Source organism: Xenophilus sp. (assembly GCF_044462705.1).
GTDB classification, from domain to species: domain Bacteria; phylum Pseudomonadota; class Gammaproteobacteria; order Burkholderiales; family Burkholderiaceae_C; genus Xenophilus; species Xenophilus azovorans.
This window is the reverse complement of the sequence record NZ_JBIQNC010000096.1, coordinates 1-18,365: the sequence shown is the minus strand read 5'-3', so window position 1 is coordinate 18,365 and position 18,365 is coordinate 1. Positions and strand designations below refer to the sequence as shown.

The window sequence follows — 18,365 nt, the reverse complement described above, 5'->3', positions numbered from 1 at the left end:
CCCCTTGCAGGGGGTTGCCGGAGCGGAACGAAGTCCGCGCAGGCTGGGGGTGGTCAACGATACGTCGCGTCGAAGCGCGACTGCAGGTACGCCTGGGCCGTGATCGGCGCGTAGCGCGGCTGCGCGCCGGCCGGCACGCACGAGGGGATCGCGCTGACCACCGCATCCGGGTTCGGATCGAGGAAGAAGGCGATCGAGTAGCGCTCGGCCGCCGGCCGCAGCACGCGGTGCGGCGTCGAGAGGTACACGTCATGGGTCCAGCGCATCAGGCAGTCGCCGATGTTGCAGACGAAGGCGCCGGGCAGCGGCGGCACGTCGATCCACTCGTCGCGCGAGCGGCCCTGCACCTGCAGGCCCGACACGCCGTCGGTGGCCAGCAGCGTGACGTTGCCGTAGTCGGTGTGCGCGCCGGCGCCCACGCCTTCCGGCGCACCGCCGCCGGCGGGGTAGTGCAGCAGCCGCAGCGTGGCCAGTGGCCGGTCGATCTTGTCGGCGAAGAAGTCCTCCGGCAGGCCGAGGTCGATCGCGAAGGCCGCGTGCAGCCGGCAGGCGGCTGCGTACACCGCGTCGAAGTACGCCTGCACCGCCTCGCGCCAGCCGGGCAGCCCGGACGGCCAGGCGTTGGGCGGGCGCGTGGCCTCGTCGGTCCAGATGAGGTTGAAGGCCTCCTTGCGGTCGCCGCCCTGCGTCTCGTCCAGCGCCTCCACGCCCATGCCCACGTAGCCGCGGTTGTGGCTGAGCGAGGCATACGCCAGCGCCGCCTTGTCGGCCGCGGGCTGCGCGAAGAAGCGGCGGCTGGCGGCGAAGGCGCCGTCCACCGCGGCCTGCGGCACGCCGTGGCCGGTGACGGCGAAGAAGCCGATGCCGCGGCAGGCGGCGCCCACCTCGGCCGCCACGCGCCGCCGCGCGGCGGGGTCGGGCGAGGCCAGGTCGGCGATGTCGATCAGGGGCAGGAGGGTCGTCATGGTTCGTTCGCTCGTTCAACGTTGCAGGCTCAGCCGGTAGCGGAAGGCATCGGCGCGGTAGACGGCGTGCTCCACCTGCACCGGCGTGCCGGCCGCGTCGTGCACGATCCGTTCCACCTCCAGCACGGGCGCGCCGGCGGCGATGCGCAGCAGCTTCGCGTCGGCCGTCCGGGCGGTGCCGGCGCCGATCTCCAGGTCGGCGCGGCCGATGGCCAGCCCGCCTTCGTGCTCGAAGACGTCGATCAGGTCGCGCTGCGCGAAGTCCACCCGCGCGAGGCGCGCGCCCAGGGCGGCGAGAAGCCAGGAGTGGTTGACCGACAGCGGCTCGCGGTTCAGGTAGCGCAGCGTCTGCAGGTGGTACACGGCGCTGCCGACCGGCAGGCCCAGCTTGCGCGCCACCTCGGCCGGCGCGCGGATCTCGCGCCAGGCCAGGCGCCGGTTGCTCACGGCATGGGCGTCGCCGGCCATGGCCTCCTGCAGGCCCTGCAGGCGCTTCAGGCTCTGCGCCGCCTTCGGGTGCGAGACGAACGCCCCTTTTCCGTGCAGCTTGACGATCAGCCCCTCGGCCTGCAGCGTGCCCAGCGCCTGCCGCACCGTGATGCGGCTGACGCCGTGCGCGGCCTGCAGCTCGGACTCGGAAGGCAGCTTGGCGCCCGGCGCCAGGCGCCCGTCGAGGATGGCGGCCTTCAGGGTGTCGCGCAGGCGGGCGTGCAGCGGCTGCGGAATGTCAGCCATGGCGGGTCCTTTCCTGGTTGGCATGCTGTTTGCATGGCTTGTTATAACTTGTCATAACAAGTAGATTCCGGCACCTCCAGGGTGCTTTCTTTCGTCCGTCCGTCTTCACAACCGATCGAGGAAACGACCATGCCGACCCGCACCGCTCCCGCCTCTTCTTCTGCCCTTGCCCGCCGCGCGCTGCTGGGCGCCGCGCTCGCCGGCTGCCTGGCCGCCGCGGCGCCGGGCGCCGCGCTCGCGCAGGGCAAGCCGATCACGCTGATTGTGCCGTTCGCCGCCGGCGGCGGCGTCGATGCGACGGCGCGCCTGGTCAACACGAAGCTCGGCGAGGTGCTGGGCCAGCCGGTGCTGATCGAGAACGTGGCCGGCGCGGCCGGCACCATCGGCACGCAGAAGGCGGCGCGCTCCGCGCCCGACGGGCTGACCCTGCTGTTCGCGGTCGCCAGCCCGCTGAATGTGGCGCCGCTGGTCAACCCCTCTGCGGTGCGCTACGACACCTTCAAGGACTTCACGCCCATCGCCACGGTGGGCGTCTCGCCCTTCGTGCTGGTCGGCCGGGCCAACCTGCCGGCGGCCGACGCGGCGGGGCTCATCGAGTACGCCAGGGCCCATCCCGGCACGCTGAACTTCGGCACCGACGGCGTGGGCACCTCGCTGCACGTCACGGCCGAGCTGATCAAGCAGCGTGCCGGCATCGACATCGTGCACGTGCCCTACAAGTCCGGCCCGCAGGTGCTGACCGACGTGGCCGGCGGCCAGCTCGACCTGGCGGTGCTGCCGCTGTCGCTGGCGCTGCCCTTCATCCAGGACGGCAAGGTCCGGGGCCTGGGCGTGACCTCGAAGGCGCGCGCCGCCATCGCGCCCAAGGTGCCGGCGCTGGCCGAGACGCCGGCGCTGAAGGACCTGGAGGTCGATTCGTGGCTGGGTATCCTCGCCCCCGCCGGCCTGCCGGCGCCGCAGGCCGCGAAGCTCGCGCAGGCGGTCGAAACGACGATGAAGGACCCGGACGTGGTGCGCCGCCTCGCCGAGATCGCGGTGCGTCCGCTGGTGCTCGCCGGCCCGGCCTTCGGCGACTACCTGGCGAAGGAACGCCGCACCGTGCAGGACGTGGTGACCAAGGCCAACATCAAGGCGGAATAAGGAGCGCCCCCTTTCGTGACACTGCTCGCCCACGCCTGGATCATCGCGCCCGTCGTGCTGCTGGCCGGCGCGCTGATCGGTGCCACGGGCATCGGCGGGGTGCTGGTGGTGCCGGTGCTCACCACGCTGGGGCAGGTGCCGGCGCCGCAGGCGATCGCGGCCTCGTCGCTGGCCTTCCTGCTGCCCGCGCTGGTGGCGCTGGGGCCGCTGCGGCGCCAGCCGTCGCTGGCGCTGCGCTGCTGGCCGGTGCTGGCGGGGGCGCTGGCCGGCGCGGTGGTGGGCGCATGGCTGGTGCGCTGGCTGCCGGCCAAGGCGTTGATGACCGGCGTGACGGCGCTGGTGCTGCTGGCCGGCTGGCGCGGGCTGCGCGCGGCGCCGCAGCACGCCGCCCCGGGCGACGTCACGCTGGGCCCGGCCGCGCTGGCGGCGCTGGGGCTGGCGGTGGGCGTGGGCTCGGCGCTCACCGGCACCGGCGGGCCGGTGCTGCTGCTGCCGGCGCTGATGCTGCTGCGCCAGCCGCTGCTGTTCTCGGTGGTGGCGGCGCAGGCGGTGCAGTTGCCCGTCGCGCTGTCGTCCGGCGCGGTGCACGCGCTGGCCGGGCGGCTCGACTGGACGCTGGCCGCGCTGTGCGGCGTGCTGCTGCTGGCCGGCTCGCTGGCGGGGCAGCGCGCGGCGCGGCGGCTGCCGGTGCACCGGCTGCAGCGCGGCGTGGCCGTGCTGCTGCTGGTCACCGGCGCCTGGTTCGTCTGGCTGCTCCTGGCGCGCTGAACACGAGACATTGCGAGGACTTCTTCCCATGCTGACCCCCGAACGACTCCAGCCCGCCGCGGGTGCCCCGCTCCTGATCGCCCCCGGCCGCCTGCTGCGTCCCGACGGCGTGCACGAAGGCTGGGCCGTGGCGGTGCAGGACGGCCGCTTCGCGCAGGTCGCGCCCGCCGCCGAGCTGCGGGCGGCCTGCCCCGGCGCGCCGCTGCTCGAGCTGCCGCAGCACCTGCTGATGCCGGGCCTGGTCGACACGCACACGCACCTCACGCAGAGCTTCGGCAAGGCGCTGGCCTTCGGCGAGCCCTCGGAGATCTTCAAGCGCATCTGGGTGCCGATGGAAGGCGTGCTGGACGAGCGCGCCGCGTACCTCTCGGCCAAGCTGGCGGCGCTGGAGTCGCTGCGCGGCGGCTTCACCACCGTGGTCGATGCCGGCACGCGCTCCGAGGAGGGGCTGGGCGGCGTGGCGCAGGCGGCGCGCGAGGCGGGCATCCGCTGCGTGCTGGGGCTGATCTGCAACGACGCCGGCAACACCGAAGGCGAGGCCGGCGTGCGGCGCATCCTCGACCGCGCCGCGGCCTTCCTGCGCGGCTTCGAGCACGACCCGCTCGTGCACCCCTCGCTCGCCATCTCCATCCCCGAGGCGGCGAGCGACCGCATGCTGCACGACGTCGCGGCGCTGGCGAAGGAGGCCGGCCGCCGCTTCCAGACCCACGTCAACGAGCACCTGGCCGCCGTGGAGCGCTCGCTGGTGGCGCGCGGCCTGCGCCCGCTGGAGCTGCTGCACGCCGTCGGCGCCCTCAACGACAGCGCCCTGCTGGCGCACGCCACGCTGCTCACCCACCGCGAACTGGGCCTGCTGCAGGGCAGCGGCGCCGCCGTCGCCTACAACCCGGTCGCCAGCGCGTGGAAGGGCAACGCGGTGCTCGACGCCGGCATGCTGCAACTGCTGAGCGTGCCCTTCGGCCTGGGCACCGACGGCACGCGCGCCGACGCCTTCCGCCTGATGGACGCGGCCGAGACCACGCAGCGCCTGACGCATGGCCTGGCCAACGGCGACTCCTCCTGCGGCGCCGGCTGGACCTGGCTGGACCACGGCACCCACCGCGGCGCCGATGCGGCCGGCCTGGGCGCGCTCACCGGCCGCATCGAGGCCGGGCTCGCCGCCGACTTCCTGCTCGTGGACCTGGACGTGCCCGAGTTGCTGCCGAGTTGGGACCTGGGCTGGGAACTGGTGCGGCTGGCGAACCGCGACCAGATCGACGCCGTGTTCGTGAACGGCGCGCTGCGCCTGTGGCAGGGCTGGCCGGTGGACTGGGACGCCCGCGCGCTGATGCGCGAGGTGGCCGGGGTGGCGCGCCGCGACGTGGCGCGCGCCCCCCTCCAACGGGTGCACCCGGTGTCGGACGCGCACCGCGCGCAGCACGCGCCTGCCGCAGGGCGCTGAGGCCGCCCGGCGGCTACGATGGCCGCATGCCTGTCCGCCTCGCCGCCATGCTGCTGGCCGCCGCGCTGGGCGCAGGCGGCCGGCGAGCCGAAGCGGAACTGGTTCGACGATCCCTTCTTCCAGCTCAGCCGCGGCCTGCCCGCCTGCCCCGTGCCCGAGGGTCCCGTCTACACCGAGGCCGAGCGCCGCGAGCAGATGCACTCGCGCCTGGAGCGCGGCACAAGCTGCTGGCTGGCAGGCCGCTGCGCCGAGCCCAACGCCTATGCCTACGACCGCCGCATCGCCGAGGCGGTGCGGCCGGCGCTGGCGGCCGTGCCCGGCGTGCGGCGCGCCAGCGTGTGGGTGACGGTGCAGCGGCGCTGGGTCTACCTGCAAGGTTGCGTGCCTTCGCGTACCCTCGCACGTCGCCTGGAGCGCGCCGCCCGCGGCCTGCCCGAGGTGGAGAAGGTGGTGACCGACCTCATGCCCGGCACGCGCGGCCGCCCGCCCTATCCGGTGGCCGCGCCCTGAGCACGGCCGGCACGCCACGACGACAACGCCGAAGAACAACGACCGGCGGGGCCCGCGCCCCGCGTCCGCATGACCGACCGCAAAGACCATCTCGACGGCCGCGCCGTCACCCTGCTCGTGGCCTGCTGCGCCTTCTGGGGCCTGCAGCAGATCCTTATCAAGACCACCGTCGGCGAGGTGCCGCCCATGTGGCAGGCCGCGCTGCGCATGGGCGGCGCGACGCTGCTGCTGTGGCTGTGGTGCCTGTGGCGCGGCGTGCCGCTGTTCGAGCGCGACGGCACGCTGCCCGGCGGCCTGCTGGCCGGGCTGCTGTTCACCGGCGAGTTCGTGTGCATCTACCTGGGCCTGCAGCACACCACCGCCTCGCGGCTGACGGTGTTCCTCTACAGCTCGCCGTTCTGGGTGGCGCTGCTGCTGCCGCGGCTGGTGCCCGTCGAGCGGCTGCGCGGCGTGCAGTGGGCCGGCCTGGCGGTGGCCTTCGCGGCCGTGTTCCTCGCGTTCAGCGAAAGCTTCGGCCACCCGGTGGAAGGGCAGCTCTACGGCGATGCCCTGGCCCTGGCGGCCGGCGTGCTGTGGGGGCTGACGACGCTGGTGATCCGCGCCAGCCGGCTGGCCACGGCCAGCGCCGAGAAGACGCTGTTCTACCAACTGGCGGTCACGGCGGTGCTCGTTCCCTTCGCGTCCGTCGCGCGCGGCGAGGCGTGGCGCCTGGACTATTCCGCCTACGCCTGGTTCTCCATCGCGCTGCAGACCCTGGTCGGCGCCTTCGCCAGCTACCTGGCCTGGGTCTGGATGCTGCGCCACTACCCGGCCACGCGCATCTCCTCCTTCACCTTCCTCACGCCGCTGTTCGCGCTGGTGTTCGGCGTGGCGCTGCTGGGCGAGCCGCTGACGCTGCGGCTGGCCGTGGCGCTGGCCGGCGTGGCGCTGGGCATCGTGCTGGTGAACCGGCGGGTGGCCGCGAATCGGGAGGCCGCCGCATGAACTTCCAGACCGTGCTCGACGACATCGCCGAAGCCCTGGCGCCCGAGGCCGGGCGCGAGGGCGAGGTGGCCCGCTACATCCCCGCGCTGGCACGGGTCGACGCGCGGCGCTTCGGCATCGCGCTGCGCACCCGCGAGGGCGAGGAGGCGGCCGCCGGCGACGGCCGTACGCCCTTCTCGATCCAGAGCATCTCCAAGCTTTTCACGCTGACGCTGGCGATGCGCCACCTGCCCGAGGCGGCGCTGTGGGAGCGCATCGGCCGCGAGCCCTCGGGCAACCCGTTCAACTCGCTGGTGCAGCTCGAGAGCGAGCACGGCAAGCCGCGCAACCCCTTCATCAATGCCGGCGCCATCGCCGTGGCCGACCGCATCGTGAGCCTCTACGGCGGCGACGCGAAGGGCTCGCTGGCCGGCTTCATGAGCCACCTGGCCGGCGAGCCGGTGGACTTCGACCGCGAGGTCGCGGCCTCGGAAGCGTCCACGGGTTTCCGCAACGTCGCGCTGGCCAACTTCATGAAGAGCTTCGGCAAGCTCGACCACGACGTGGGCGCCGTGCTGGACCTGTACTTCCACCAGTGCGCGCTGTCGATGAGCTGCCTGCAGCTCGCCCGCGCCGCCGGCTACCTGTGCCGCGACGGCGTGCATCCCTTCGACGCCGGCGAGAACGTGGTGACAGAGCGCCAGGCGCGCCGCATCAACGCGCTGATGCTCACCTGCGGCACCTACGACGCGGCGGGCGACTTCGCCTTCCGCATCGGCCTGCCCTGCAAGAGCGGCGTGGGCGGCGGCATCGTCGCCGTGGTGCCCGACCGGCTGACGCTGGCCGTGTGGTCGCCCGCGCTCGACGCGACGGGCAACTCGCTGCTGGGCATGAAGGCACTGGAGATGTTCGCCGCGCGTACCGGGCTGTCGGTGTTCTAGCGACACTCCCACATCGCGCTTTTCATCCAACAAGGAGACACCGCATGCCCGCCGCCCCCGCCTTCACCGACCCCGCCGCCCACCTGCCGCAGGACGCCGCCCGCGCGATGCTGGTCGGGCGCCTGTGGCAGCCCGGCGTGGGGCCGGTGCCGGTCGCCGTGCGCGGCGACGCGCTGCACGACCTCTCGCGCCTCGCGCCCACCGCGAGCGAGCTGCTGGAGGCCGAAGCGCCCGCCGACGCGGTGCGCCGCGCGCTGGACGACGGCACGGCGCCGCGCATCGCCGGCCTGGCCGACGCGCTGCGCAACAGCGAGGCCGCCGCACAGGACGCTTCCCGCCCCTGGCTGCTGGCGCCGTGCGACCTGCAGGCCGTCAAGGCCAGCGGCGTCACCTTCGTCGCCAGCCTGCTGGAGCGCGTGATCGAGGAGCAGGCGCGCGGCGACGCCTCCCGGGCCGAGGCCATCCGCGCGGGCCTGGCCGGCGTGCTGGGCGACAACCTGGCCGGCATCGTGCCCGGCTCGGCGCAGGCCGCGCAGGTCAAGGAACTGCTGATCGCGCAGGGCGCCTGGTCGCAGTACCTGGAAGTGGGCATCGGCCCCGACGCCGAGATTTTCACCAAGGCCCCGGTGCTGGCCGCGGTGGGCACCGGCGCCGACGTCGGCATCCATCCCGTGTCGGCCTGGAACAACCCGGAGCCCGAGGTCGTGCTGGCCGTGGACAGCCGTGGCCGCGTCAAAGGCGCGGCGCTCGGCAACGACGTGAACCTGCGCGACGTGGAAGGCCGCAGCGCGCTGCTGCTGGGCAAGGCCAAGGACAACAACGCCTCCTGCGCCATCGGGCCCTTCATCCGCCTGTTCGACGCGCACTTCGGCATCGACGCGGTGCGCCGCATCACCGTGGGCCTGAAGGTCGAGGGCCCGGAGGGCTTCGTGCTCGAGGGCAGCAGCTCGCTGGCGAGGATCAGCCGCGACCCGCTCGACCTGGTGTCGCAGGCCATCGGCCCGCACCACGCCTATCCCGACGGCTTCATGCTCTTCCTGGGCACCATGTTCGCGCCCACGCAGGACCGCCACGGCCCCGGCCAGGGCTTCACCCACGTGGTGGGCGACCGCGTCGCCATCTCGGCGCCGGAGCTGGGCGCGCTGGTCAACCGCGTGGTGCACGCCGACCAGGCGCCGCGCTGGGCGTTCGGCATCGGCGCGCTGATGCGCAACCTGGCCGGGCGCGGGCTGCTGGGCTGAACCGACCCTACAGCGGCAGGCAGTGCAGCCGCACGGCGGGCGACTGCAGCCGCTCGGCGAACCAGCCGTCGCGCGCCGGCGAGATCAGCGCGGCCAGCCCGGTCATCAGCGCGACGCTGTCGCCGGCCTTGGCGTCGCGGTAGCACTTGCCCAGGTTGTCCAGGCTGGCGCGCAGGGCCGCGGCCTGCTGCGCGTCGCTCTTCTCCAGCGTGGCCGCATGCTGCTTCAGCCACTCCTCGTAGGCCGGCAGCGTCTGCTGCGGCAGCTTGGCCGCCTCGTCCTTCGGGACCATGGTGGCGTAGAGCTGCTGCAGGCTGGCGCTGCCGGCCTGGCCCATCTTCAGGTTCACCTCGTAGCGGGCCTCGAAGGCGCCCTGGCGCCAGATCACCTGCCGGATGCGGTAGTCCAGCGCGCCCGTCTCGCCGCCCAGCGTGCGCACCAGCTCGCGCGCCCGGGCGTTGTCCGCGTCCTGCGCGAAGTCGGCAGACAGGGCCTTGGCGATGTCTGCGTCGTCGGGAAAGCGGATGTCTGCACCGCAGGCAGCCAACAGCAGCGCGGCGCCCGCCGATGCGGCGGCGGCCAGGCGGCGGGGGAAGCGGAAATGGGGGAGAGACGGGAAGCGAAAACAAGGCATGGGATGCGGACGGGACAGTCGGAACGGCCCCGAGTGTCGGGCGGCGAGAGGCCGGATCCTGTCGGACGCGTCCTGCATGGCGCACGCGCGAACTGTCTTAATCGTTAGATTTTGTTTTCGAAAAGGAACTCCTGAGCGCGGACTTTCGTTGCATCGGGTCCGCCGGCGGTTGACAGAGATTGTCAGGATCGAACCGGCAAAAAGCCCGGATTCAGGCCGCATGTGTGCGCAAAAAAGATACTTAAGTATTGATTTCCTGGCGACTCGTCCCACCGGATGAGGAGGCCGCGCGTGAAGGTGGCCGCTCACCCGCCATGAAAACCGGAGTGACTTTCGTCACGCGATTCGGTGTTGACAACAGCAAGATGTAAGTGAATGTCTATCGAACACCGGTTTACATCTTGGTGGTGAACTGTCATGAGGGGTGGCTAGATTGCGTCCCGTGGTCCGCACCGGACTGCGTTTCTCAATCCCTTTCCTCGCATCCCTCAAGGAGTGAACACATGAAGAAACTCATCGCAGCCGGCGCCGTCGCGTTCGTCGCCACCTTCAGCGCCTCGGTCTTCGCCCAGACCGTCGCCATCCCCGGCATCGGCAAGGGCTCGATGGGCTCGACGGTGGAAAACACCCGCATCACGCTGTCGGGCAACAAGGCCAGCAACGTCATCACCAGCGGCGGCTCCGGCTCGGTGGCAGCCAAGGGCGTGAACATCGAGGCCAGCGCCCTGGCCAACGTGAACAGCGTGAACATCAAGGGCTCGACGGTGAAGAACAGCCGCATCACCCTGACCGACAACACGGCCGACAACATCATCACCTCGGGCGGCGCCGTCGCCAACGTGAACAGCGTCAACATCGAGTAAGCCCGATGACCGCCGCGGGGCCCGCCGGGCCGGCCGCGGCAGCGCTTCCTCCCGGTGCGCCGCGGGCGCACCGGGGTCGAACCCAGACACCGACGCGCGGGAGATCGCCTTGCTGCCCATGGAACTCAGGAAAAAGACGCTGGCGTCGCTGATCGTGATCGGCTTCGCCTCGGCGACGACCGTCACGTCGGTGGCCCAGGAGATCGTGCTGCACGGTCCGGACTGGGGCAAGAGCAGCCCCGGCAGCGACGTCAAGGGCGACACGCGCGCCACCTCGGCCGGCAACCGCGCGCCGGCGCGCATCACCGCCTCGGGCGGCAAGGTGTCGGCGCTGGCCGGCATGGCGGGCTCGCTGTCCGTCGTCTCCACCGCGCAGGCCAACACCGCCGGCCTGTCCGCACTGAACATCGACAGCACGCGCATCGACGTGCTGAACAACCAGGTCCAGGGCTTCGTCAACGCCGTCGGCGGCGTGGCCAGCGCCAACAGCGCCCTGGTCTCGGGCGGCGACGGCCGCCGCGAACTGTCTTCCAGCCGCATCCGCATCACCGACAACACGGCGCGCGACATCGACGCCTACGGCGGCCAGGGCTCGCTGGCCGCGGGCGCGATCGTCTCGGCGCAGCTGCCGGGCCGGGCCTCGGGCAACAGCCTGCTGGCCGACCAGACCGACCTGCGGCAGCTCGAATTCCTCAGCACGCGCAACACGGCGCAGGGCCTGCAGTCCATCGGCGGATCGGCGCTGGCCAATGCGGTCACCGCCTCGCGCAGCACGGTGGAGGACAGCCGCATCGCGCAGACCGACAACACCGGCCGCAACGTGCGCTCCGGCGGCGGCTCCGGCGCGCTCGGCGCGGGCGTGCTGGCCCAGGCGGACCTCACGGGCACCTCCGCCGCCAACGCGGTGCTGCTGTCCAACAGCCGCCTGCAGGGCGCGCGCGTCGATCACCAGCGCAACGAGGCCGACGGCCTGCAGTCGCTCGGCGGCACCGCGCTGGCCAACAGCCTCAACGTGGGCGACGTGCAGGGCGGCGGGCTGCAGCAGTACCGCGCCCGCTTCACCGGCAACCGCGCACAGGACGTGACGGCCAACGGCGGCGAGGGCTCGCTGCTGATGGGCGCGCTGGCGGACGTGAAGGCCAGCGCGGCGGCACTGGCCAACAGCGTCTCGATCCAGGGCAGCGAGGTGGCGAGCGGCGCGCGCCACACGCTCGCCGACAACCGCGCGCAGCGGGTGCACGCCGTGGGCGGCGCCGCGGCCGCCAACAGCATCTGGCTGCAGGACTCGACCGCTCGAAACAGCAACGCCACGCTCTCGCGCAACGTGGCGAGCGACGTCAGCACCTCCGGCGGCAGCGCCAGCCTGGTCGGCGGCGCCGTCGGCCAGTTCGAGCGCAACGGCCGCTCGCTGGCCAACAGCCTGGTGCTGGATGCGCGCTCCACGCTGGAGGGCACGCCCGCCACGCTGAGCGACAACGAGGCGCACGGCGTGCGCGGCTCCGGCGGCCTGGCGGCGGCGAACAGCGCGTTGCTGAGCAGCGCCACGATGCGCAACGGGCGCATCTCCATCACCGGCAACACCGCGCGCAACGTCCAGTCGAACGGCTTCGAGGGCAGCGCCGCCGGCGGGCTGCTGTTCTCGTCGAAGCAGAACGCGATGGCGCTGGCCAACAGCCTCGGCGTGTTCGGCTCCACGGTAGACGCCTCCTCGGTCTCGCTCGCCGATAACACCGCCACCGACCTGTCGGCGCAGGGCGGCAGGCTGGTCGCCAACAGCGTGAGCGTGGAACGCGGCGAAGGGGCGGGCTCGACGCTGTCGGCCGCCACGCGCGTGGCGGGCAACACCGCCTCGCAGGTGTCCACCGGCGCCAGCTCGATGGCCGGCCCCGGCAAGGCCTTCAGCGAGGAGAGCGTCGCCCGCGCCGCGACCAACGCGGTGGTGCTGTACGAGAACAGCCGCGTCGACAGCGGCTCGCCGCTGAACGTCAGCGACAACCGCGCCACGCAGGTCGCGGCCATCGGCGGCACGGCGCTGGTCAACGCGCTGGGCGCCTACCGCGATGCCGCCGTCAGCGGCAGCCCCATCACCCTCAGCGGCAACCGGGCCGACGACGTGCGCACCGGTGGCGTGTACGGCCAGGTGGCCGGCATCGGCTCGGCCAAGAACGGCATCCTGGTGGCCAACGGCGTCTACCTCGAGGGCGAGAACGGCGTGCGGCTCTCGGGCTCGCCGGTCGCCATCCGCGAGAACACGGCGCAGTCGCTCAACGCCGACGGCGGCCGCGTCAACGCCAACGCCCTGGCCATCAACGGGCGGGGCGAGGTGCAGGGCACGCCCATCACGCTGTCGGACAACCGCGCCGAGAACGTGACCAGCGAAGGCAAGGAAGGCACCTTCGCCGGCCATGCGGTCATCGACCGCGGCGTGGGCTACGCCAGCGCCAACGCGGTGCAGGTGATGGGCGCGCTGCGCGCCGGCAGCCTGCAGCTGCTGGGCAACACGGCCTCGCGCGTCACGGCCGAGAAGGGCGTGGCGCTGGCCAACAGCTTCATGGTCGACAACGACGGCTCGGCGCAGGGCGTGCACGCCACCATCGCCGGCAACAGCGCGGACGAGGTGCGCACCCGCGACGGCAAGACGGCGCTGGCCAACAGCGTGCTGAACGAGGGGCGCATCGACGGCTCGCAGCTCTCGATCGCGGCCAACCGCAGCGGCGCGCAGGCCGACGACGGCGATGCCGCCGCGGCGAGCGTGCGCAACCGCAAGAGCGGCCACATCGCCGGCTCGCAGATCGCCATCACCGGCAACCAGGGCAGCGTGTCGGGCAAGGGCACGGCCAACGGGGTGGACAACGGCGGCTCGATCGGCGGCAGCCGCATCGCCATCGTCGGCAACCGCGGCAGCGCGCGCGGCGGCGGCACGATCAACAGCGTGGTCAACGGCGGCACCATCGCCGGCGGGCAGATCACCATCCTGGGCAACCAGGGCAGCGCCGACAGCGGCGGCGTGGCCAACTCGGTGCACAACGAGGGCCGCATCGGCGGCAGCAACATCGTGATCGCGGGCAACAGCGGCACGGCCCGCGGCGGCACGGTCAACAGCGTGCGCAACAGCCGCACCGGCAACATCGTCGCCAGCAACATCGCGATCGTCGGCAACCGCGGCACCACCAACGGCGGCGGCACCGTCAACAGCGTGGACAACCGCGGGCTGATGACCGGCAGCGTGACCATCGCCGGCAACCAGGGCACGGCGGTGCAGGGCGGCACGGTCAACTCGCTGGTCAACCGCGGCGTGATGACCGGCGCCGTGGTGATCGCGGGCAACCGGGGAACGGCCATGGCCGGCGGCGTGTCCAACTCGGTCATCAACCGGGGCGCGATCGCCGGCGTCGTCACCATCGTGGGCAACCAGTCGACGGCGGGCGTGGGCATGACCACCGGCACCGTCCGCACCACCGGCGGCGTGATGGCCGGCGCGGCCGGCGTCACCGGCAACACGCCCTGGGCCGCCAACGTCGGCTACACGGTCACGGCACCGTCCACCGGCGTCATCAACCGCTCCGTCACCGTCGGCCCGGCCGTGACGGTGCTGAACATGTGACCGGCGCCGGGGCCGGGAAGGAGAACCGCATGCGCACCCTTGCTCGCATCGCCATGGCCGCCGCCGCAGCGTCGGCCGCCTGCTGCGCCAGCGCGCAGCTGGTCAACTACAACGAGTCGCTCTCGGCCTACCGCGACCTGCGCGACGGCGGCGTCAAGCTCGTCGACGGCGTGACGCCGGCGGTGTCCGCCCGCGCCAGCGTCGCGCGCGCCATCGCCAAGGACAAGATCGTCGAGCAGGCCGCGCTGGTGCAGCCCGACGGCACGCTCAAGCTGCCGTCGAACCAGACCAACCTGGTGATCCGCACCGACTACAGCAACGTGACCCAGGGCGCCGACGGCACGGTCCGCGTGGCCAGCCCGTCCATCCAGGGCAACGTCAACGGCAACGTGACGCTGTACGTGGACGGGCAGGGCGTCGAGAACATCACCGTGCTGAACAACGGCCGCTGAGGGCGGCCGCAGCCCGCGCGCCGCACCGGCCGGCCGCGCGGCAACGAACAACGACAACACTTCCTCGCATCGAATGACACCCCGCACAAGGACCCGCCTTCGCCTCGGGACGCTCTGCCTGTCGCTGCTCGTGCTCGCCGGCTGCGCGACCACCGACAACGCGATCAGCGACGCAAACAAGCTCATGGCCGAGCGCGAGGCGGCCAAGGAGCTGCCCTCGGCCAACCTCAGCGCCTACGCCAACGCGCTGGGCTGCTTCGGCCACATGCTCGACATCTACAAGGACGGCGATCCGGTGGTCTACATCCAGACCCGCAACATCGCCGACGCGACCAACCTGTCGCACCCGCTGGTGGGCGCCGAGATCCCGGGCGACATCACGGAGATGGTGCGCACCGCCGTCAACCGCATCGGCGCGCGCGTGGTCTACGTGCCCTACCACCCGGACTACCTGATCTCGCAGGCGCAGCTGGGCGCGCGCTTCGGGGTGACGATGCCGGACTTCCTCATCACCGGCGCGCTCACCGAGTTCGACCGCGCGCTGTCCGGCGCGGGGCGTTCCAACTCGGCCAGCGTCGAGTTCGGCAACGGCAAGGGCGAGACCAACATCGGCGCCGACTTCAAGCGCACCGCCATCCTGTCCTCGCTCGCGCTGGACCTGAACCTGGTGAGCTTCAGCACGCAGCAGATGGTGCCGCGCGTGCAATCGGCCAACGTCATCCGCGTGCTGAACCTGAGCACCGAGGACAACGCCAGCCTCGGCTTCTACGGCGACTCCTTCGGCTTCAAGCTGGAGGGCAAGTACCTGCAGGGCCGGCACTCGGCCATCCGCACGCTGGTCGACCTGAGCGTGCTGGAGCTGATGGGCAAGGCCACCAATACGCCCTACTGGCGCTGCATCCCCGCCGGCGCGCAGGACCCGGTGGTGCTGGAGAACATGCGCGCCGCCTTCGAGCGGCTGTCGCCGGAGCTGAAGATCGGCCTGGTGCAGGTGATGCTGCAGAAGTACGGCCAGCAGGTCACTGTGACGCAGAAGCTGGACGACCCGACGCGCGAGGCGATCCGCACGGTCTATTCGCAGCGCTTCCCGCAACTGGGCGAGACGGTGGACGTGACCACCTGGCAGGCCTTCGAGCCGCTGTTCTTCGGCGTGCCGGTGCCGGGCACGCCGCCCATCGTCGCGGCGCCCGCCGCGATGCCGGCCACTGAGCCGCCGGCGGCACCGGCGGGGACGACGGGTGGTTGAGATGCGCCTGCCGCGCCTGCATGCCGCTGCCGTCCTGAGCGGGGCGCTGTGGGCCGCCGCCTGGCTCGCGGCGGCGCCCGCGGCCCTGGCGCAGACCTCGGCCGCCGGCACCGCCTCGTCAGCCGCGGCGCGCTCGACCGCTGCCGCGCCCGTGGGGCCCGCCGGCGCCACCGCTTCGCCCAGCGCCGACACCGGCGCACGCTACGTCGAATCGTGCCGGCAGGCGCTGGAGCGCGGCGTGGCGCAGCCCGGCTGCCAGGGGCCGCTGTACGCCAACGAGCTGGCGCGCCTCAAGGAAGACGCACTGCGCACCAACAACCCGAACCTGCTGACGCTGCTGGGCGACGCCTACCAGAGCAACCGCACCGGCATCTCCGACATCGGGCAGGCCTACCGCTGGTACCTGCTGGCGGCGGTGCGCGGCGACCCGCGTGCGATGCAGCGCCTGAGCGACATGTACCGCTCGGGCCAGGGCGCGCCCAACGACAACGTGAAGGCGCTGGGCTACGCCCGGCTGGCGCAGCGGCTGGCCATCCCCGGCAGCACCGAGGCGAAGCAGGCCTCCGAGACCATCGCCTCGCTGGGCAGCCACATGGCGCAGGAAGAGCGCGCCCTGGCCGACCGCTTCGCCGGCGAGCTGGAGCAGAACCTGCGCCACTCGACGGCGCCGGGCACCGACGCCGCGGCCGGCGCACCCGCCGCGCCGCCGCCGCAGGCGAGCACGCCGCTGACCAGCCGCCTGCCCGGCCTGGGCGCGGCGCAGGCGCAGCAGGAGGCTGCGGCGCCTTCCGACCAGCCGCCTCGCCCCGTGCCGGCGACGCCGCCCGGCCTGCCCGGCAGCGGAGGGGCGGCGCAGCTTCCCCGAACCCCGCAGTGAGAGTGAGACCACAGCCATGTTCGACTTCCCGATGAAGCATCCGCGGCCGATGCACCGCCTGTGGCCGCTGTGCCTGCTGGCGGCATGCGGCCTGGCGCCCGCGGCCGCGATGGCCGCCGGCGGCGGTGCCGGCCAGAGCGACACCACCACCACGGTCATCGACAACCCCGGCGGCGGCACCAACCGCATCGAGGTCACCGGCAACAGCGTGCGCAGCGTGCAGACCGGCTGCACCGACGGCGTGGCGAACGTGAACAGCGTCAACATCGACGGCCAGAGCCTGAAGGGCCGCACCATCATCGTGCAGGGCCGCAACGTGCGCGACGTGCACGTCGACGGCAAGGACTGCGCCGACAAGAAGGGCCAGCGACCGGCGGGCGCCAACGTCAACAGCATCACCATCCAATGAGCGAGGAACGATCCGTGCGAAGCGCCGCCGTGCTGGCCGCCTACGCGCTGGCGCTGGCCGCCTGCGGCGAGAGCGCGCAGCCGCCGGCCCCGGCGGCCGCTCCTCCCGCGCCGGCGCCCGCCGCCGGGGCGCCTGCGCCTGCGCCTGCCGCGCCGCCGCCCGTGGCCGCCGCCCCGGCACCCGCTCCCGCGCCGGCCGCGCCGCGCCAGGTGCCGATGAGCGTGCAGGGCACCGCCAGCGCGGGCCTGACGGTGCGCGTCAAGTCCGTGGAGATGGGCGAGGACGCCACCATCCTGGACATCAGCGCCTCCTTCGAGAACCGGCGCACCAACTTCACCAACCTCGCCGAGAGCGAGACCTACCTCGCCGACTCCGCGGGCAACCGGCTGATGCTCAAGCGCCCGCCGGACAACCGCTACCTGCGCATCATGTCGGGCGACACGATGCAGGGGCGCCTGGTATTCCTGGGCAGCGTGCCGCCTTCGGAGACGCAGCTGCGCCTGGTGATCAACGACGGCATGCCGCCCGACAGCACCGCGGGGCCGGGCCTGGCCATCGCGCTGCCGCTGAAGCCGGCCGGAGGCTCCTGAGCAGGCTGTGAACCGACCCGGCATGGCCACCTTCCTCGCCAGGCTGGCGGCCGGCGTGTCGGCGGCGGCGCTGCTGGCCGCGGCGGCGCACGGCTACACGGTGCGGCGCGTGGCGCAGAGCCTGAAGGACGCCGACAGCCGCTTCGTCCGCGTCGAAGACGCGCCGCAGACGCGCTGGGAGCGGGCCGGCAGCGGCACGCAGCTGTCCACCGGCGGCCCGCAGACGCAGTTCGGCCCGGCCGCCGGGCCTTCCACCGTGTTCCGCACGGCCGAGGTGCCGCCCGAGCGGCTGGAGCGCACGCAGGCGTTGCTCGGCGAACTGCAGGCGCGCCAGGATGAGCGACAGTCCATCGTGATCGACCTGCCGGCCGACGTGCTGTTCGACTTCGACAAGGCCGACCTGCGCCCCGACGCGCAGCCCTCGCTGGCGCGCGCCGCGGAGCTGCTGCACAGCTACCCCACCGCGCCGGTGCGGGTGCGCGGCCATACCGACGCCAAGGGCTCGGACGCCTACAACGAGGCGCTGTCGATCCGGCGCGCCGAGGCGGTGGCGGCGGCGCTGGCCCGGTCGGCGGGGCGCGAGCGCATCAGCGCGCAGGGCCTGGGCGAGCGCGAGCCCGTCGCGCCCAACGTCCGCCCGGACGGCAGCGACGACCCCGAGGGGCGCCAGCGCAACCGGCGCGTGGAGATCGTGATCGAGGCGCTGCCTTCCACGCCCGGCAAGACATCATGAATGGAGGTGTGCATGGCACTCGTCGCCTGTCCTGAATGCGGCCACCAGGTGTCCACGCTGGCGAAGGCCTGCCCGCAGTGCGGCGCGCCGCCGCCCGGTGCGCGCACCAGCGAGCCGGTGATCACCGGCGGCCTGCTCGGCAAGCTGGCCACCGTCCTCGGCGCCTGGCTGGTGATGCCCTGGGTCGTGCGGCTGCTCACCTTCATCGCCGCGATGGTGATGTTCAGCGTGATGTTCGCGTTCTCGCGCTAGG

General features: G+C 72.8%; 19 protein-coding genes. 16 read left to right on the top strand and 3 right to left on the bottom strand.

The features are described 5' to 3' along the window. Positions 1-53 precede the first annotated feature (53 nt). Entirely contained in the window at positions 54-965 is a 912-nt protein-coding gene (locus tag ACIY1X_RS15140; protein ID WP_399681865.1) for an isopenicillin N synthase family dioxygenase, read from the bottom strand. 15 nt (positions 966-980) lie between these two features. Continuing rightward, on the bottom strand, positions 981-1,700 hold the full coding sequence (locus tag ACIY1X_RS15135) for a GntR family transcriptional regulator (protein WP_399681863.1): 720 nt from the start codon (positions 1,698-1,700) through the stop codon (positions 981-983). Positions 1,701-1,829: 129 nt separating this feature from the next. Between ACIY1X_RS15135 and ACIY1X_RS15130 the strand changes: the two genes are divergently transcribed. The 7 genes from ACIY1X_RS15130 to ACIY1X_RS15100 all read left to right on the top strand — a co-directional run bounded on the left by ACIY1X_RS15130 (position 1,830) and on the right by ACIY1X_RS15100 (position 8,704). After that, on the top strand, positions 1,830-2,840 hold the full coding sequence (locus ACIY1X_RS15130; RefSeq protein WP_399681860.1) for a Bug family tripartite tricarboxylate transporter substrate binding protein: 1,011 nt from the start codon (positions 1,830-1,832) through the stop codon (positions 2,838-2,840). A 15-nt stretch (positions 2,841-2,855) separates the two neighbouring features. Beyond that, on the top strand, positions 2,856-3,608 hold the full coding sequence (locus ACIY1X_RS15125; RefSeq protein ID WP_038217626.1) for a sulfite exporter TauE/SafE family protein: 753 nt from the start codon (positions 2,856-2,858) through the stop codon (positions 3,606-3,608). A 28-nt stretch (positions 3,609-3,636) separates the two neighbouring features. Then, the gene (locus ACIY1X_RS15120; protein WP_399681857.1) at positions 3,637-5,049 is read left to right on the top strand and encodes an amidohydrolase family protein; all 1,413 of its coding nucleotides are present in this window, start codon (positions 3,637-3,639) and stop codon (positions 5,047-5,049) included. 18 nt (positions 5,050-5,067) lie between these two features. Further along, positions 5,068-5,559 carry a BON domain-containing protein gene (locus ACIY1X_RS15115; protein WP_399681856.1) on the top strand — a complete coding sequence of 164 codons (492 nt, stop codon included), beginning with the start codon at positions 5,068-5,070 and terminating at the stop codon, positions 5,557-5,559. A gap of 69 nt (positions 5,560-5,628) precedes the next feature. Next, positions 5,629-6,543, top strand: a complete 915-nt coding sequence (locus ACIY1X_RS15110) for a DMT family transporter (protein ID WP_038217618.1) — start codon at positions 5,629-5,631, stop codon at positions 6,541-6,543. Continuing rightward, positions 6,540-7,463, top strand: coding sequence for a glutaminase (locus ACIY1X_RS15105; protein ID WP_399681853.1), 924 nt, complete (start codon positions 6,540-6,542; stop codon positions 7,461-7,463). The genes ACIY1X_RS15110 and ACIY1X_RS15105 overlap by 4 nt, the downstream gene beginning before the upstream one ends. A gap of 44 nt (positions 7,464-7,507) precedes the next feature. Beyond that, complete coding sequence (locus tag ACIY1X_RS15100; protein ID WP_399681851.1) at positions 7,508-8,704, top strand: fumarylacetoacetate hydrolase family protein; 1,197 nt, start codon at positions 7,508-7,510, stop codon at positions 8,702-8,704. A gap of 7 nt (positions 8,705-8,711) precedes the next feature. On the opposite strand, the gene ACIY1X_RS15095 is transcribed toward ACIY1X_RS15100, so the two are convergent. Then, the gene (locus ACIY1X_RS15095; protein ID WP_399681849.1) at positions 8,712-9,338 is read right to left on the bottom strand and encodes a hypothetical protein; all 627 of its coding nucleotides are present in this window, start codon (positions 9,336-9,338) and stop codon (positions 8,712-8,714) included. A gap of 503 nt (positions 9,339-9,841) precedes the next feature. Here ACIY1X_RS15095 and ACIY1X_RS15090 point away from each other — a divergent pair. The 9 genes from ACIY1X_RS15090 (at position 9,842) to ACIY1X_RS15050 (ending at position 18,364) form a co-directional block, all read left to right on the top strand. Continuing rightward, the gene (locus ACIY1X_RS15090; protein ID WP_038217597.1) at positions 9,842-10,201 is read left to right on the top strand and encodes a hypothetical protein; all 360 of its coding nucleotides are present in this window, start codon (positions 9,842-9,844) and stop codon (positions 10,199-10,201) included. A 118-nt stretch (positions 10,202-10,319) separates the two neighbouring features. After that, positions 10,320-13,805, top strand: coding sequence for a beta strand repeat-containing protein (locus ACIY1X_RS15085; RefSeq protein ID WP_399681846.1), 3,486 nt, complete (start codon positions 10,320-10,322; stop codon positions 13,803-13,805). A 29-nt stretch (positions 13,806-13,834) separates the two neighbouring features. Next, entirely contained in the window at positions 13,835-14,257 is a 423-nt protein-coding gene (locus tag ACIY1X_RS15080; protein ID WP_051954079.1) for a hypothetical protein, read from the top strand. A 73-nt stretch (positions 14,258-14,330) separates the two neighbouring features. Further along, positions 14,331-15,503 (top strand): hypothetical protein, encoded by a 1,173-nt coding sequence (locus ACIY1X_RS15075; protein ID WP_399681843.1) that lies wholly within the window; start codon positions 14,331-14,333, stop codon positions 15,501-15,503. A 1-nt stretch (position 15,504) separates the two neighbouring features. Beyond that, positions 15,505-16,380 (top strand): sel1 repeat family protein, encoded by an 876-nt coding sequence (locus ACIY1X_RS15070; protein ID WP_399681868.1) that lies wholly within the window; start codon positions 15,505-15,507, stop codon positions 16,378-16,380. 16 nt (positions 16,381-16,396) lie between these two features. After that, positions 16,397-16,789, top strand: coding sequence for a hypothetical protein (locus ACIY1X_RS15065; protein WP_399681840.1), 393 nt, complete (start codon positions 16,397-16,399; stop codon positions 16,787-16,789). Then, entirely contained in the window at positions 16,786-17,379 is a 594-nt protein-coding gene (locus ACIY1X_RS15060; protein WP_399681838.1) for a hypothetical protein, read from the top strand. Before ACIY1X_RS15065 ends, ACIY1X_RS15060 begins: the two co-directional genes overlap by 4 nt. Before the next feature lie 22 nt (positions 17,380-17,401). Beyond that, complete coding sequence (locus ACIY1X_RS15055; protein WP_399681835.1) at positions 17,402-18,112, top strand: OmpA family protein; 711 nt, start codon at positions 17,402-17,404, stop codon at positions 18,110-18,112. A 12-nt stretch (positions 18,113-18,124) separates the two neighbouring features. Next, complete coding sequence (locus tag ACIY1X_RS15050; RefSeq protein ID WP_038218051.1) at positions 18,125-18,364, top strand: zinc ribbon domain-containing protein; 240 nt, start codon at positions 18,125-18,127, stop codon at positions 18,362-18,364. Position 18,365: the final 1 nt, after the last annotated feature.

Bases quoted from the DNA above. Each gene is read 5' to 3' on its own strand.
- ACIY1X_RS15140 (WP_399681865.1), bottom strand. From the start codon at position 965: ATGACGACCCTCCTGCCCCTGATCGACATCGCCGACCTGGCCTCGCCC.
- ACIY1X_RS15135 (WP_399681863.1), bottom strand. From the start codon at position 1,700: ATGGCTGACATTCCGCAGCCGCTGCACGCCCGCCTGCGCGACACCCTG.
- ACIY1X_RS15130 (WP_399681860.1), top strand. From the start codon at position 1,830: ATGCCGACCCGCACCGCTCCCGCCTCTTCTTCTGCCCTTGCCCGCCGC.
- ACIY1X_RS15120 (WP_399681857.1), top strand. From the start codon at position 3,637: ATGCTGACCCCCGAACGACTCCAGCCCGCCGCGGGTGCCCCGCTCCTG.
- ACIY1X_RS15115 (WP_399681856.1), top strand. From the start codon at position 5,068: ATGGCCGCATGCCTGTCCGCCTCGCCGCCATGCTGCTGGCCGCCGCGC.
- ACIY1X_RS15110 (WP_038217618.1), top strand. From the start codon at position 5,629: ATGACCGACCGCAAAGACCATCTCGACGGCCGCGCCGTCACCCTGCTC.
- ACIY1X_RS15105 (WP_399681853.1), top strand. From the start codon at position 6,540: ATGAACTTCCAGACCGTGCTCGACGACATCGCCGAAGCCCTGGCGCCC.
- ACIY1X_RS15100 (WP_399681851.1), top strand. From the start codon at position 7,508: ATGCCCGCCGCCCCCGCCTTCACCGACCCCGCCGCCCACCTGCCGCAG.
- ACIY1X_RS15095 (WP_399681849.1), bottom strand. From the start codon at position 9,338: ATGCCTTGTTTTCGCTTCCCGTCTCTCCCCCATTTCCGCTTCCCCCGC.
- ACIY1X_RS15090 (WP_038217597.1), top strand. From the start codon at position 9,842: ATGAAGAAACTCATCGCAGCCGGCGCCGTCGCGTTCGTCGCCACCTTC.
- ACIY1X_RS15085 (WP_399681846.1), top strand. From the start codon at position 10,320: ATGGAACTCAGGAAAAAGACGCTGGCGTCGCTGATCGTGATCGGCTTC.
- ACIY1X_RS15080 (WP_051954079.1), top strand. From the start codon at position 13,835: ATGCGCACCCTTGCTCGCATCGCCATGGCCGCCGCCGCAGCGTCGGCC.
- ACIY1X_RS15075 (WP_399681843.1), top strand. From the start codon at position 14,331: ATGACACCCCGCACAAGGACCCGCCTTCGCCTCGGGACGCTCTGCCTG.
- ACIY1X_RS15070 (WP_399681868.1), top strand. From the start codon at position 15,505: ATGCGCCTGCCGCGCCTGCATGCCGCTGCCGTCCTGAGCGGGGCGCTG.
- ACIY1X_RS15065 (WP_399681840.1), top strand. From the start codon at position 16,397: ATGTTCGACTTCCCGATGAAGCATCCGCGGCCGATGCACCGCCTGTGG.
- ACIY1X_RS15060 (WP_399681838.1), top strand. From the start codon at position 16,786: ATGAGCGAGGAACGATCCGTGCGAAGCGCCGCCGTGCTGGCCGCCTAC.
- ACIY1X_RS15055 (WP_399681835.1), top strand. From the start codon at position 17,402: ATGGCCACCTTCCTCGCCAGGCTGGCGGCCGGCGTGTCGGCGGCGGCG.
- ACIY1X_RS15050 (WP_038218051.1), top strand. From the start codon at position 18,125: ATGGCACTCGTCGCCTGTCCTGAATGCGGCCACCAGGTGTCCACGCTG.